This is a genomic window from Hymenobacter coccineus, from assembly GCF_001816125.1.
In the GTDB taxonomy this organism is placed as follows: Bacteria; Bacteroidota; Bacteroidia; order Cytophagales; family Hymenobacteraceae; genus Hymenobacter; species Hymenobacter coccineus.
Window position 1 is genome coordinate 1 of the sequence record NZ_MDZA01000066.1, and the last position, 14,651, is coordinate 14,651.

Below are 14,651 nucleotides of genomic sequence, written 5' to 3' on the forward strand. Positions count from 1 at the left end.
CCGGCCTGGTGCGCTGGCCCAACCTGCTCATCATGCTGCTGAGCCTGGCGCTGGTGCGGGCGGGGCTGCTGCTGCCGGGGCAGCTGGGGGCCCTGCTGGCCCCGCGCTTCGGCCTGCTGGTGCTGAGCGCCCTGCTGGTGGCGGCGGCCGGCTACATCATCAACGATTACTACGACGTGAAGATTGACGCCATCAACCGGCCCGACCGGCTGGTGGTGGGGCGCGTGGTGCGGCGGCGCACCGCCATGCTGGCCCACCTGGTGCTAAGCGGCGCGGGCGTGGCGCTGGCCGCGTTTCTGTCGCCGCTGCTGGGGGGCGTCACGCTGGGGGCAGCGCTGCTGCTGTGGGGCTATTCGGCCCGCTTCAAGCGGGTGGCGCTGGTGGGCAACGTCAGCATCGGGGCCCTCACGGCGGCGCTGGTGCTGCTGCCCGAGCTGCAGCTGCGCACCGGCAACCCGGTGGTGTGGCGCTACGCGTTGGCGGCTTTTCTGCTCACGGTGGTGCGCGAAATAGCGAAGGACGTGGAGGACATGCGCGGCGATGCCCAGCACGATTGCCACACGCTGCCGCTGGTGCTGGGCGTGGTGCGCACCAAGTGGGTGGCCGGATTTTTCCTGGCTTGCCTGGGCATTCTCACGGGTGGGGCGGTGGCCTGGCTGGCGGTGCACGGGCCCTGGCCACTGGCCGCGTGGCTGGGGGCCCTGGTGCTGCTGCCGCTGGGGGCCCTGGCGCGCCTGCTGGTGCTGGCCGACCGCCGCCACCACTTCCGCCAGCTCAGCACGTGGTGCAAGGGCATCATGCTGGCCGGTGTGCTCAGCATGGCGTTGGCGGGCGGGGTGGGGTAGGGCCTCAGAACCAATGCCAACCGCGGAGGCTATAAATTCGTTAGTGCGCTCGAACAATTCATTTCTTATTCAGCTTTATCCAGCCGATGCAATTTTTACCCCTTGCCGCCTTATTGGCCGGCCTGTCTTTTTCCGCCCTGGCGCAGCCCACGGCCCCGGCTGATACCGCGCAAGTACCCCTCGCTGTGAGGCCGGCCCCTCGGGCCCCCGCCGCCATTGGAAAGCCCACGAAGAATATTACTATTCTGCCCATTCCGGTGCTGTTTTACCAGGCCGAAACCGGCCTTGGCTACGGCTTGGGTGGCCTGCTCAGCGGCCGCTTTGGGCAGGATACCACGGTGCGCTCGTCCAACGCCCGTATCCAATACTGGCAAACGGCAAAGAAGCAGTCGCTCATCCAGCTGGTGCACACCATCTACACGCCGGGCGAGAAGTTTTACCTCAACGGCGAAATCAGCGGCTACGACCAGCTGCTGTATTATTATGGCAAGGGTAATAACTCGTCGACGAGCGACCAGTCGAATGTCGCCTACAAGTTGTTCATTGTGAACCAGCGCGTGCAAAAGGCCATTGCGCCGAAGCTGTTTTTTGGAGCCCAGTACCGCCTCACCGACATGAGCCAGATCCAGGCTGAAGGAGCCGCGGACAATGGCAACACCAACTACTTCTACCGCGACCCGCGCCTGAGCGACCGGGAGCGGATGGGCACCACGGTATCGGGCCTGGGCCCGGTTATTACCCTCGATACGCGCGACGTGGCACTGGCTGCTTTCCACGGCGACCTGCTCGACGCCAGCGTGATGTTTAACGGCAAGGGCTTGGGGTCGGACTACAAATTCATTCGCTACCAGATAGATGCCCGCCACTACCAGCCCATCTTCTCTGATAAAACCATTTTGGCGATGCAGTTTCTGGGGCAGTTTCACACCGGCGACGTGCCGTTTCGTGAGTTGGCCGGCATTGGGGCCAACCTGGGCGGTACGCTGTACAACAACGCCAACTTGCTGCGGGGCATTTACGAACAGCGCTACCGCGACCGCCAGATGATGATGTTCCAGGCCGAGCTGCGCCAGCACTTGTTCTGGCGCATCGACGGTGCGGCGTTTGCCGGCGTGGGCGAAGTAGCCAATGGTGCCAAAGACTTTTCGCTCAACCAAGTACGCGGTGCGGGCGGTGCCGGCATACGCTTCAACTTCATTCGCCGCGACCGGGTGAACCTACGCCTCGATTATGCAGTGGGCGCCGGTTCGCAATCGGGCTTCCTCTTCGCTATCGGCGAAGCCTTCTAACACGGCCAATTAGTTACGGCTGGGGGCCCCGGTTCTGCTAAGCAGGGCCGGGGCCTTTGCTTTTTAGGTAAAATAAAATTTGCACTGCTGATTTATAAACTCACAGCATTAGAGCTGTGCACAATATTGATTTTTAATATGTTGAATTCGGGTTTTTCGGCTGAAATTTCAATCACAATTCATCCGGTAGAATAGCGCTAAAAACACGGGGCTTTTATCCCGCGGAAACGCTGATTTTGCCAACCGGGGCCCCGGCCGGGGCGTAGAAGCCCTGTACCATGCCTTCCGCTACCCCGTTGCGTTTCCAAGCTACCCTCGAAGCGACCGCTGCCCTACCCCCGCTGCTTGCTCCCGACTACGCGCGGCGGCTGCACCAACAACTGCCGCCGCCCCGGGCTGCGTTGCGGGCCTGCGTCATCATCCCGGCCAAGGACGAGGCCGCCTCGCTGCCCGCTACCCTGGCGGCCCTGGCTGCGCAGGTCGACTTGGCTGGCCAGCCGCTGCCGCCCGATAGCTTCGAGGTACTGGTGCTGGCCAACAACTGCACCGATGGCACGGCCGCCGCCGTGCGCCACTTTGCGGGCCAGCACCCGGCCCTGGCCGTGCACGTGGCCCGCCTGCGCCTGGCCGCCCCCGATGCCCACGTGGGCCGCGCCCGCCGCCTGCTGATGGACGAGGCCTGCCTGCGCTTGCTGAGCCTGGGGCGCTTCAACGGCCTCATTGCCAGCACCGATGCCGATACCCGCGTAGCCCCCGACTGGTTGGCCTCCACCCAGGCCGAAATTGCCGCCGGGGCTGACGCCGTGGGCGGCCGCATCCTCACCGACGCGCCGCCCGTGCCCACCGACCCACCCGTGGCCGCTGGGGCCCCCGATTGGGTGCGCCGTACCCAGCTCCGCGACGCGGCCTACCACCTGTGGTGCGCCCGCCTCGAAGCCCAGCTCGACCCGCAGGCCGCCGACCCGTGGCCGCGCCACCACCAGCACTTTGGGGCCAGCCTGGCCCTTACCGCCCGCGCCTACCGCCGCGTGGGGGGCCTGCCCGTAGTGCGCTACCTGGAGGACGAGGCCCTGTGCCAGCAGCTGCGCCGCCACGACCTGCGCCTGCGCCACAGCCCACGGGTGGTGGTGTACACCTCGGCCCGCCAGTGCGGCCGCGTGGAGGTGGGCCTCTCCTGGCAATTGCGCGAGTGGGCTGCCCAGAGCACGGCGCGCCACGAGCCGCTGGTGCCATGCCCGCAGCACTTGGCCGCGCAGTGGCGGGCGCGCCGGCAGCTGCGCGCTTGGTGGAGCCACGCCGCCCCGTTTGGGGTGCCGGGGCAGGGCGTAGCGGCTGCGCTGGGCCTACCCGAGAAGCAGTTGGCCCGGCAGGTGCTGGCCAGCTGCACCTTCGGCCGGCTCTGGGACTGGGTGGCCGAGGCCCGTGCCACCGCCGGCGTGGCCGCGCCCCAGGTGCCGCTTGCCGAAGCGCTGGCCTGGCTGCGGGCCCCAACCGCGGGCTAATAAACTACCTTTTTTCCAGCACGTCGAGCCGGTATTGCGGGTGGCGCTGACCGCCGAGGTGCGTCCAAGGGCCCTTATTGCCAACTTTTTGGAGAAAAAACTCGTGCACCTCGTCGCCCGTCAGTGGGTAGTCGTGCACGGGGGGCGTCCAGTGCACAAGCAGTAGCTGGCCGCCGGCCGGGAGGGTCCCGGCGATGCAGTCGGCGGCGCGCGCTAAGTCGGCGAAATTCCAGTAGTAGCCCACTTCGCAGAGGGTGATGAGGTCGAAGGGCCCCTGCGGAAACTCGTCAGGCAACTGCATTTGTTGCAAGGTTACCTGGGGCAAATCGGCGCAGCGGCGGCGGGCCTGCGCCAGGGCTTCGGCGCTTACATCCACTCCCAGCAGGTGGTCGCAGCGCTGTGCCAGTTGGGCCGTGAATACGCCCAGCGAGCAGCCAATTTCGAACGCCCGCGGGTAGTGCGTCCGGGGCAGGGCCCCCAGCGAGGCCGCGTATTTGGCGTGCTCGTAGGGGCTGGTTTCGAAGCCCCACGGGTCGGAATTGGCCTGGTACACGTCGTCGAAATACTTGCCGTTCAGGCTATCGGGTTGGTTCTCATTCATGCGTGGTTCTCAAAATAAACCTCGAAAGGCTGGTTAAATTTGGCCAGCATGTCATCGGCCAGTAAAAAGCCCTGCGCATCGTCGGTGAATACGCCCGGCGCCACCTGCGAGCGGTGGGCGGCGATGGCGGCCAGCTTCTGGGACAATACTTCGCCAATGGCCAGCCGGAACCCAGCCACGTGGTCAGCCAGCTGGGGCAAGTCGGTAGGGGCGGCGCGCTGCCAGGCCCACACCACGTACTCGAGCTGGCGCGGCGCGGCGGGCAGCCCGGCCAGCGCGGCCTGGGCCAGCTGGTAGCTAGCGCGGTGGTCGGGGTGTGGATCGCGCCGCCAAGGCAGCAGCACCGTGGCTACTTGGTTCTCAGCCACAAACGCCCGCAACTGCTCCGCCGCTTCGGCAAAGCCGGGCTGCGCGGGGCCCGTGGGCACGGCCGCGTCGGGCAGGCGCAGCAGCAGCGGCTCGGTGTGCACGCCGAGCAAAGCCAGGGCGTGGCGCAGCTCGCCCTCGCGCACGGCCCGCCGGGCGGGGGCCGAAAACACGGCCGAATTGGGGTGCGACATGGTGCCGTCGCTCACCAAGGCAGCGTGCACGGGCTGGCCGGCCCGCCGCAGCAGGGCCAGCAGCCCCCCGCAACCCAGGGCCTCGTCGTCGGGGTGCGGCACGATGATGAGCGTGGGCCCCAGCGTGGCGGCGAAATCGGCCAGTCGCACAGGGTAATCAGCAAAAGGCAGCATGGATAATAAGGCGGTTGTTAGGGCCAGTATGATTTTCTGGGAAAGGTTAAAATTGAAGAGCTAAAACAGCTTTAAACAGGGCTTTAACTTTTAACTCTCCACTTTTGACTAATTGGGTTGAAAAATAATGGCATCAGTACAAATCATTGCCTTCCAGCACGAAACGGCCTACGTCGGCCAGTACGAAATCGGGGGCCGGCTGGCGCAGGTAGTGGGTCAGGTCGCGGTGCAGGCGCTCGAAAGGCTCGGGCTGGAGCAGGCCGCGGGCCCCCACGCAGCGCTCGGCCAGCGGCAGCACGGCCAGGCCAATCTGCTCGATGGCGGTGCGCACGAGGTTAGCGTAGGCCCCGGCCGCGGGGCTGGCGGGGACCCCGGCATCATCGGGGAGGATGGCGTGGGCGGCCGCGCCGCGCAGCCACTGCCGGCCGCTTTCGATAAGCAAGGCCATTTGGCCCAGGCGCTGGCGCTGGTAGGGGTCGTCGGTACGCCCCAAGCCCTGCAAAAAGCGGCGGGTTTCGTCGTACACTGCCTCGGCTCCCCCCAGCTGCACGGCCGCAAAGCGGCTGGCCCCGCCCCCAAACCACGGCTGGCGGTAGTAGGCGTTGGGCGGGCCCAGCAGGTCGTCGGGCCCAATTTCCAGCCCAGTAAGGTCGGCGCGGTGGCTGGCGGTGGAGCGCATCCCCAGCGGCCGCCAAAACGAGCGGTCGAGCACGGGCGGCTGCGCATCAGCGGGCAGCACCAGCATCTGCCAGCCTTGGCCGTCGGGCAGGGCCCCCGTGAGGAGTGGCCGCGCCACGTAGCCGGCCCCCGAGGCGAAGGTTTTGGCGCCGTGCAGGCGGTAGCGGCCGTTGGGCAGCGCCTCCAGCCGCACGCCGTGGGCGGGGTCTTCGGTGTTCCACACGCCAAACAGCAGGCCGGCGGCCGCGTCGCCGGCCCAGCGCGCGGCCTGCGCCGGTGTGCCAAACAACTGCATGAGCAGCAGCGCGTTGGTATGGCCTTCGTACAGCCGGCCCACGGCCAGGTTGCCCCGGCCGACGTGGCGCAGCACGGTCAGCAACTCCTCGGTGGCGGCGGGGGCCCCCAGGCCGGCGCCGCCCAAGTTGGGGGCCAGCGCCGCGGTGAGCAGCCCGGCCGCCCGCAGCCAGTCAAATTCCTGGGCGGGAAATATTGCCTCGGCATCGGTGGCGGCGGCTTGGGCAAACAGGCGTGGGGCCAGGGTCCTGGCGGCCTGCACGGCCGCGGCGGGCGTGGTTAGCAAGGACAAAGCAGGGTCGGCAATGGCGGGGGAATCGGCACGTGTAACTTCAGCAACCATCGGCGCGCGGGTGAAAGGCGGGTGAATGAAACTATACTCCAAAATGGGGCCCCATGTTCCTGCCGCGCTTATGCAGCATCGGCGTTAAATTCAATTACGGCCGGCTTTGGCCCCCGGCGGAGGGGCGGCGTACCTTTGCGGCGGCAATCCCGCCGTAGCTTTTTCCGCCGTTTATGTCGTCCCGTCCCGTTCGCGCTGCCCTATTGTCCGTCTACCACAAAGACCGATTGGGGCCCCTGGTGCAGGTGCTCCGCCAGCACGGCGTTACGCTGTACTCGACCGGCGGCACCCAGCAATTCCTCGAAAGCGAAGGCGCGGCCGTCACGGCCGTGGAAGATCTCACCGGCTTCCCCGAAGTGTTCGGCGGCCGTGTGAAAACGCTGCACCCCAAGGTGTTCGGCGGCATTCTGCACCGCCGCCACGAGCCCGGCGACCTCGCCCAGGCCGAACAGCACGGCATCCCGCCCATCGATTTGGTGGTGGTCGATTTGTACCCTTTTGAAGAAACCGTGGCCAGCGGGGCCCCCGAGGCCGACGTTATCGAGAAGATTGACATCGGCGGCATCGCCCTGCTGCGCGCCGCCGCCAAAAACTACCGTGACGTGCTGGTTGTCAGCAGCCGCGAGCAGTACGCCGCCGTGGCCGAGCTGCTGGCCACTAAAAACGGCGCCACTGACTTGGAGGACCGCCGCCACTACGCCGCCGCCGCCTTCGCCACCACCAGCCACTACGACACCGAAATCTTCAAGTACGTGAGCCAGGGCACCGACCTGGCCGCGAACGACGCTGCCGCCGCTCCGGCCGGCGCCCAGGGCCCCGCCACGGCCCTGCGCTACGGCGAGAACCCCCACCAGGCCGGCACGTTCTACGGCGACCTGGAGGCTCTGTTCGATCAATTGCACGGCAAGCAGCTGAGCTACAACAACCTGGTGGATGTGGACGCCGCTGTGCAACTCATGCGCGAGTTTGCCGACGGGGCCCCCGCCTGCGCCATCCTCAAGCACACCAACGCCTGCGGCGTGGCCCTGGCCGGCACCCTGCACGACGCCTACGTGCAAGCCCTGGCTTGCGATCCGGTGTCGGCATTTGGCGGGGTCATCATCGTGAACAAGGAAGTGGACGCGGCCACCGCCGCCGAGCTGAGCCAGCTATTTTTTGAGGTACTGATTGCGCCCAGCTTTGCGCCCGACGCCCTGCCGCTGCTGCAAAGCAAGAAAAACCGCATCCTGCTGCGCCAAAAGCCGGTCGAGTTTCCTGCCAAGCAAATCAAAACCCTGCTCAACGGGCTCATCGAGCAAGATGCTGACCTTCAAAGCGAAACCGCGGCTGATTTCCGCGTCGTCACCCAGTCAGCCCCCACGGCCGAAGAAACGGCGGCCCTTGAGTTTGCCGGCAAAATCTGCAAGCACACCAAGAGCAACACCATCGTGCTGGCCCGCGCCGGCCAGCTGTTGGCTTCGGGCGTCGGCCAAACCTCGCGCGTGGACGCCCTGCGCCAGGCCATCGAAAAAGCCCACGCCTTCGGCTTCGACCTGCAAGGCGCGGTGATGGCCTCCGACGCCTTTTTCCCCTTCCCCGACTGCGTGGAAATTGCCGGCGCGGCCGGCATTCGGGCCGTGGTGCAGCCCGGCGGCTCTATCAAAGACGCCGACAGCATCCGCGCCTGCGACGAGCGTGGCATGGCCATGGTGCTCACCGGCGTGCGCCACTTCAAGCACTAGGCAGCGGCTGCAAGCGGACGTGGTCCGGCGACTTTTTCAGTCGTCGGGCCACTCTGGCGATTGAACAGCTGCGCCGCGCTGTAACAAGAGTGGTCCGACGACTGAAAAAGTCGCCGGACCACCCACCCCGCTCAAGCATTAATTCTGGGGCCCCCGGGCCGCGCAAATTCCCTTCCTTGTGAGATACGCCACCGTTGTGGGATACGCCTTGCTGGCCCTTGGTATTTTGCTGCGCCTGCTGGCGCCCGGGCTGGGCGTGGTGGGCACGGTGCTGGTAGCGGTGGGCGGGCTCACGGTGGCGGGGGCCACAATAGCGGCTGCTAATAAGGGGCGGCGGCGCTAGGCATACTAGCCGGCCAGTTTGGGCGTTGGGGCCCTGCCCGGTACGAGGGTGTGCCCGGTACTTTGCGAAGGAAAACCAGGACGTAACCCCGGCCTCGGATACCCTCATTACTTCCGTACCTTTACCCACTTATTGCTGCGTGGCCCCGGTCGTTGCGCTGCTATTCTGATTTAACTCAATGGGTTTCTTTAACTTCCTGACCAGCGACATCGCCATCGACCTGGGCACGGCCAACACGCTCATCATCCACAACGACAAAATCGTGGTGGATGAGCCGAGCATCATCGCCAAAGACCGCACTACGAATAAGATCATCGCTGTGGGCCGCCAGGCCCAGCAAATGCACGAGAAAACCCACGACAACATCAAAACCATTCGCCCGCTGAAAGACGGCGTAATTGCCGATTTCCACGCGGCGGAGGAGATGATCAAGGGCCTCATTAAGATGATTGACACGCGCAAGCGGCTGTTCCAGCCTTCGCACCGCATGGTTATCTGCATCCCGTCGGGCATTACCGAGGTGGAGAAACGCGCCGTGCGTGACTCCGCCGAGCACGCCGGCGCTAAGGAAGTTTGGATGATTCAGGAGCCGATGGCCGCGGCTATTGGCATCGGCATCGACGTGCACCAGCCGGTGGGCTCAATGATCATCGACATCGGGGGCGGTACGTCCGAAATTGCCCTGATTGCCCTCTCGGGCATCGTGTGCGACCAGAGCATCAAGACGGCCGGCGACGTATTCAACCAGGACATCCTGGATTACATGCGCCGCCAGCACAACTTGCTCATCGGCGAGCGGTCGGCTGAGCGCATCAAAATTGAGGTCGGCGCTGCGCTTACCGAACTGGACAACCCGCCACCGGACCACGAGGTGCGCGGCCGCGACCTAATGACGGGCATTCCCAAAGTCATTAAGGTCACGTTCTCGGAAATCGCCATTGCGCTGGATAAATCGGTGGCCAAAATTGAGGAAGCCGTATTGAAAGCCTTGGAGATTTCGCCGCCCGAGCTGTCGGCCGACATCTACGAGCACGGCATCCACCTCACCGGCGGCGGGGCCCTGTTGCGTGGCCTCGACAAGCGCCTGGCTGCCAAAACCAAGCTGCCCATCCACATCGCCGAAGACCCGCTGCGCGCCGTGGTGCGCGGCACCGGCCGGGCCATCAAAGACATTCAGGCCTTTAAGGGCGTGCTGCTGACGTAGGGCATTTAACAATTATCAATAACATTTAACAACCAGTAGTGGCTGACCGTCTGGGCTTTGCAGAGCCCAATGTGTTAAATGATAAATGTTGATTGATAAATGAAAAACCTGCTGTTATTTCTGGCGCGGTTTCAGGGGCTGTTGGTGTTTGGAGTGCTGGAAGTAATTAGCTTGTACTTGTTTGTGACCAGCAGCTCGTACCAGCGGGCGGCGTTCTTCAACTCGGCCAATGCCTACGCGGGCGTGGTGCTGGCCCGCCGCACCGAGGTGCTCGACTACTTCCACCTGGGGGCCCTAAACCAGCAACTGCTGGCCGAAAATGCCCGCCTGCGCCAGCAGCTGTACCCACCCGACGCGAGCCGGCGCGAGGCCGACTCGCTGGCCGTGCCCCCGGCCCCCGGCGACACCCTGCGCCGCGTGCGCTACGTGCGCCCGTTTCAGCGGCCCGATACCCTGCTGCTGGCCCAACAGCGCTTGGCCGCCCGCGACCCCAACTACCCGCTTGTGCCGGCCCGGGTGATTAACAACACGTTGCGCAGCGTAGACAACTACTTTACGCTGAACGTGGGCCTGGCCGACGGCGTGCGGCCCGGCCTGGGCGTGCTGGCCGCCACCGGCGTGGTGGGCCGCATCAAGGCCGCCACCGAGCACTACGCCACCGCCACCAGCCTGCTGCACTCCAAAACCAGCGTGTCGGCCAAAATCAAGCGCGACAACACCTTCGGCAGCGTACACTGGCCCGGCGATGACCCCACCCAGGCGCTGCTCGACGACATTCCGCGCCAGAACCGGCTGGTGGTGGGCGATACCGTGGTGACGAGCGGCTACAACGCTATTTTTCCGGAGGGCGTGTTCATCGGCACCGTGGCCTCGTTTGTGAAGGAGCCGGACAAAAACTTCTGGACGGTGCGCCTGCGCCTGGGGGCCGATTTCAGCAACCTGACTTACGTGTACGTGGTGACGAACCGCACGCGCCCCGAGCGCGACACCGTGGAGGCCCGCGCCCTGCCGCCGGTCGGAAAGGGGGGCCGGCCATGAAAATAGTGGGCCTTTTGCTGGGGCAGGCGCTGCGCTACCTCGTCTACACGCTGGTGCACGTGTTCATCATCAGTCGGTTGGTGCTGTTCGATGCGGGCTGGTGCTTCTTTTACCTGGGGTTTGTACTGTTTCTGCCGCTGGGCACGCCGGTGGTGGTGCAGCTCCTGCTGGCCTTCGGCATGGGCCTGACGATGGACATTTTTTATGACACCGGGGGCCTGCACGCAGCGGCGGCGGTGATGCTGGCTTTCGTGCGGCCGGCGGTGCTGCGCCTGCTGCGCCCGCGTGACGGCTACGACGCCGTGGATGCGGTGAACGTGCACTTTATGGGCCCTGCGTGGTTCCTGACCTACCTGGGTGTGCTGGTGCTGGTGCACCACCTGGCGTTTTTCTTGTTGGAGCTGGGCAGCTTCCGCCACTTCGGCTTCACGCTGGAGAAGGTGGGGGCCAGTTGGGCCTTCACGTGCGTGGCGCTGCTGATTGTGCAGCTGCTGTTTTTCCCGGTGCGGCGCAACCGGCAGTAGGCCGGGGCCCCAAATTAAGCTGGGCCAGGGGCCCGAATTAAGCTGGGCAGGGGCCCCGGTTCGGTTGTAACTTTATATTATGCAATACCTGGAAGGCCGGCGCTACGTGGTGCAAGGCATATTTCTACTCGTGGGGCTGGTGTTTGCCACGCGGCTCTTTTTTATGCAGGTACTGGACGGTACCTACAAGCTGGCGGCCGACCGGAACACCTTGCAGCGCTTGGTGCAAGTGCCCTACCGGGGCGCGATTTACGACCGCAAAAACCAGTTGCTCGTTACTAACACGCCTGTGTACGACCTGATGGTGGTGCCCCGCGAGGTCAAGGGCCTCGACTCGGCCCGCTTCTGCCAGCTGCTGCAAATTCCGATTGAAAGCCTGCGCGAGGGCCTAAAGGCCGCCCGGAAGTATTCGCGCACCAAGCCCTCGCCGCTGGTGCAAAACCTGAGCCTGGCCGAGCGAGCCGCCATTGAGGACAACCTGATTGACTTCCCAGGCTTCCACACCCAGGCGCGCATGGCGCGGGCCTACCGCACGCCCAACCTGGCCCACGCCCTGGGCTACGTGGGGCCCATCACGCCCAAGCTGCTGGAACTGCCTAAATACGGGCGCTACGGCGCGGGCGAAAATGTGGGCATCGCCGGCCTGGAGTCGTTCTACGAGCCCACGCTGATGGGCCGCCGCGGGGTGCAGTTCAAGATGGTGAACGTGCGCGGCGTGGAGAAAGGCGCGTTCCGGGGCGGTGAGTTCGACACGCTTTCGGTGGCCGGGCAGGACTTGCACCTGAGCATCGACGCCGAGCTGCAGGCCTACGGCGAAGAGCTGCTGGCCGGGCGGCGCGGCTCCATCGTGGCCATCGACCCCAAAACGGGCGAGATACTGTGCTTTGTGTCGGCCCCGCACTACACGCCCGAAACCCTCACCGGCAAGGGCATGGGCAACCGCTACATGGACTTGCTGCGCAACCCTGACCGGCCGCTGTTCGATAGGCCCCTGATGGCCACCTATCCGCCGGGTTCGGTCTTTAAGCTGGTGAACGAGCTGGTGGCTTTGCAGTTGGGCGTCGTGACGCCGGGCACGGGCTTTCCGTGCAACCAGAAGCTGGTGCGCTGCACGCACAACCACGAGTACCCGTCCAACGTCAGCATCGCCATTAAAAACAGCTGCAACCCGTACTTCTATCAAGTAATGCGGGCGGCAGTGGTACGCGGCAAGTCGCCCAACCGCTTCGAGGACGCCCGCCTGGGCCTGGGCGAGTGGCAGAAGATGGTGAAATCCTTTGGCCTTGGCGAGAAGCTGGGCGTAGACATGAGCCAGGAAAAGCGCGGCCTCATCCCGTCGCCCGAGTATTACGACAAGCATCTCGGCTACCACCGCTGGAACTTCAAAACCGTGTACTCGCTGGCCATTGGCCAGGGCGAAATCGGCATTACGGGCCTGCAAATGGCCAACGTGCTGGCCACCATCGCCAACCGCGGCTACTACTACACGCCTCACTTTGTGAAGGGCATCGGCAACGCGGGGCCCCTGGAAAAGTACCGCGAGCGGCACTACACGGCCGTGGACACGGCCTATTTCAAGTACATCATCCCCGGAATGCAGGAAGTGGTGGACGGCCGCGGCGGCACTGGTAGCTTGGCTTCGCTGCGCGAATTTGGCATTTCAGTAGCCGGCAAAACCGGCACCGTGCAAAACCCGCACGGTTTCGACCACGCTACCTTCGCCGCCTTCGCCCCGGCCGAAAACCCCAAAATTGCCATCGCCGTGTTCATCGAGAACAGCGGTTTCGGGGGCAGCAGCGCCGCCCCCGCCGCCGGCCTGATGATTGAAAAGTACCTGCGCGGCCACGTGGTGGGCTACCACAAGCGTATGGAAGAGTGGATTAAATATGGCAATTTGACATCGCACCTACACTGAAGCAAGCCAAGTTGTATTTATAAGGTGCGCCGTCGGTGTGGTGAGGCTTTCATCTTCTCTTGATGGTGGGTATCCTGATGAAGTATAGGAAGCCTGTGCTATCTATTTTCCCATAAAAAGAAAGGCCATCCGGATTGGGTGGCCTTTCTTTTTATGGGAAAATGGTGTTCTACAAAATCCCGCTCAGCAAGCCCGGCAGGATGCCCAGCGCGATGGTGAGCAGCGCCAGCAGACCCAGCGTGAAAGACTGGAGGCCATCGACTGGCACCGCCTCGGCGGTGGGGCCCTCAGCGGGGCGTAGGTACATGGCGATGATGGGGCGCAGGTAATAGTAAATGCCTACCATGCTCATAATGACGGCGAATACCACGAGGCCAATGTGACCCTGGCCGACGGCGGCGGTGAGCAGGAAAAACTTTCCGAAGAAGCCACCCGTGAGTGGAATGCCGGCCAGCGAAAGCATGGCCACGGTCATCACGAAAGCCAGCAGGGGGTTGGTTTTGCCCAGGCCGTTCAGGCCGGCGTAGTCGTCGCGCTGGCGGTGGTCGGCTACCAGCTTCAGCACGCCGAAGGCGGCCACGGTGGCAATGGAATAGGCGAGCGAGTAGAAGAAAATGCCGTTGGCGGCGGGGCCCGTGAGGCTGCCGTTGCCGGCCACTAGGCCGATAAGCAGGTAGCCGGCGTGGCTCACGCTGGAGTAGGCCAGCATGCGCTTGGTGGTGGTTTGGGCGGCGGCGCCCACGTTGCCGAGCAGCAGCGTGAGGGCGCACATGGCCTGGATGGTGGGGGCCCAAAAGCCCTGGGCGGCCGGCAGGGCCACGGCCAGCAGCTTCAGGAACGCCGCAAATCCGGCCGTTTTCACCACCGTGCTCATGAAAGCGGTGAAGAACGTGGGCGTGCCTTCGTAGACGTCGGGCGTCCAGAAGTGGAAGGGCGCGGCCGATACCTTGAAGCCAATGCCGATGATCATCAGCAGGATGCCGATGTAGAGCATGGGCAGCAGGCTGGCGTTGGCGGGGGCAGCTACGGCGGTGGCGAGCTGCGAGAGGGCGAAGGTGCCGGTGGCGCCGTAGAGCAGCGCGATGCCGAAGAGCAAAATGCCGGTGGCGAAGGCCCCCATCAGAAAATACTTGAGGGCGGCTTCGTTCGAGCGTGAATCGCGCTTGCTGGCGCCGGCCAGTACGTACATGCTAATGCTCAGGATTTCAATGCCCACAAACAGCATCAGCAAATGGTCGTAGCCAATCATCATGATGGCCCCCACGAGCGAGAACAGCAGCAGTGCGTAGTACTCGGCTAGATTGGGCTCGTGGGCCACCACGTAGCTGCGCGAGAAGGGCAGCAGCAGCAGCGCCGTGAGCACCACGATGCCCGTGAAAGCCACGGTGTAGTGGTCCACGGTCAGCATCTGATTGAAGAACGACTGCGGCGCGTGGTTCCAGTCGGCCAAGTTGGCCCCAAACACGGCCAGCAGCACCAGCATCACGGCGGGCAGCAGCACCTTGTTCGAGCGCAAGAAGCCCAGAAACAACTGGACGATGCCGAAGATGGAAAGGAGGATGATGGATGTCATGGATTTGAGCTGTTAGCCATTAGCTGATAGCTATTAGCTTTTTTGCT

The 14,651-nt window shown here is 64.3% G+C and carries 13 protein-coding genes; 9 read left to right on the forward strand and 4 right to left on the reverse strand.

Annotated features, from left to right (window positions below):
- The 3 genes from BEN49_RS05140 to BEN49_RS05150 all read left to right on the forward strand — a co-directional run.
- Positions 1–845 (forward strand): geranylgeranylglycerol-phosphate geranylgeranyltransferase (locus BEN49_RS05140; protein ID WP_070741698.1); only part of this gene is annotated, 845 nt, incomplete at its 5' end.
- A 185-nt stretch (positions 846–1,030) separates the two neighbouring features.
- Positions 1,031–2,134 (forward strand): BamA/TamA family outer membrane protein, encoded by a 1,104-nt coding sequence (locus BEN49_RS05145; RefSeq protein ID WP_158022755.1) that lies wholly within the window; start codon positions 1,031–1,033, stop codon positions 2,132–2,134.
- Between the two features lie 278 nt (positions 2,135–2,412).
- Positions 2,413–3,636 carry a glycosyltransferase family 2 protein gene (locus BEN49_RS05150; protein WP_083325793.1) on the forward strand — a complete coding sequence of 408 codons (1,224 nt, stop codon included), beginning with the start codon at positions 2,413–2,415 and terminating at the stop codon, positions 3,634–3,636.
- 4 nt (positions 3,637–3,640) lie between these two features.
- On the opposite strand, the gene BEN49_RS05155 is transcribed toward BEN49_RS05150, so the two are convergent.
- From BEN49_RS05155 to BEN49_RS05165, 3 genes are all read right to left on the reverse strand, one after another.
- Positions 3,641–4,237 carry a class I SAM-dependent DNA methyltransferase gene (locus BEN49_RS05155; protein ID WP_070741708.1) on the reverse strand — a complete coding sequence of 199 codons (597 nt, stop codon included), beginning with the start codon at positions 4,235–4,237 and terminating at the stop codon, positions 3,641–3,643.
- Positions 4,234–4,971: a PIG-L deacetylase family protein gene (locus BEN49_RS05160; RefSeq protein WP_070741712.1), complete on the reverse strand. Its 738-nt coding sequence runs from the start codon at positions 4,969–4,971 to the stop codon at positions 4,234–4,236. Before BEN49_RS05160 ends, BEN49_RS05155 begins: the two co-directional genes overlap by 4 nt.
- Before the next feature lie 133 nt (positions 4,972–5,104).
- Complete coding sequence (locus BEN49_RS05165) at positions 5,105–6,286, reverse strand: acyl-CoA dehydrogenase family protein (protein ID WP_083325794.1); 1,182 nt, start codon at positions 6,284–6,286, stop codon at positions 5,105–5,107.
- A 173-nt stretch (positions 6,287–6,459) separates the two neighbouring features.
- On the opposite strand from BEN49_RS05165, the gene purH reads away from it, so the two are divergent.
- The 6 genes from purH (at position 6,460) to BEN49_RS05190 (ending at position 13,031) form a co-directional block, all read left to right on the forward strand.
- A complete protein-coding gene (purH, locus tag BEN49_RS05170) occupies positions 6,460–8,007 on the forward strand; it encodes a bifunctional phosphoribosylaminoimidazolecarboxamide formyltransferase/IMP cyclohydrolase (RefSeq protein WP_070741715.1) in 1,548 nt (515 codons plus the stop codon).
- Between the two features lie 178 nt (positions 8,008–8,185).
- Positions 8,186–8,350: a hypothetical protein gene (locus BEN49_RS27615; RefSeq protein ID WP_158022756.1), complete on the forward strand. Its 165-nt coding sequence runs from the start codon at positions 8,186–8,188 to the stop codon at positions 8,348–8,350.
- Positions 8,351–8,528: 178 nt separating this feature from the next.
- A complete protein-coding gene (locus BEN49_RS05175; RefSeq protein WP_068228591.1) occupies positions 8,529–9,554 on the forward strand; it encodes a rod shape-determining protein in 1,026 nt (341 codons plus the stop codon).
- Between the two features lie 99 nt (positions 9,555–9,653).
- Positions 9,654–10,592 (forward strand): rod shape-determining protein MreC, encoded by a 939-nt coding sequence (gene mreC, locus BEN49_RS05180; RefSeq protein WP_070741718.1) that lies wholly within the window; start codon positions 9,654–9,656, stop codon positions 10,590–10,592.
- Between the two features lie 5 nt (positions 10,593–10,597).
- Complete coding sequence (locus BEN49_RS05185; RefSeq protein WP_239691817.1) at positions 10,598–11,116, forward strand: hypothetical protein; 519 nt, start codon at positions 10,598–10,600, stop codon at positions 11,114–11,116.
- 79 nt (positions 11,117–11,195) lie between these two features.
- Positions 11,196–13,031 (forward strand): penicillin-binding transpeptidase domain-containing protein, encoded by a 1,836-nt coding sequence (locus tag BEN49_RS05190; protein WP_070741724.1) that lies wholly within the window; start codon positions 11,196–11,198, stop codon positions 13,029–13,031.
- A 169-nt stretch (positions 13,032–13,200) separates the two neighbouring features.
- Here the strand turns inward: BEN49_RS05190 and BEN49_RS05195 are convergent, their stop codons facing one another.
- Positions 13,201–14,604, reverse strand: a complete 1,404-nt coding sequence (locus BEN49_RS05195) for an NADH-quinone oxidoreductase subunit N (protein ID WP_070741727.1) — start codon at positions 14,602–14,604, stop codon at positions 13,201–13,203.
- Positions 14,605–14,651 lie beyond the last annotated feature (47 nt).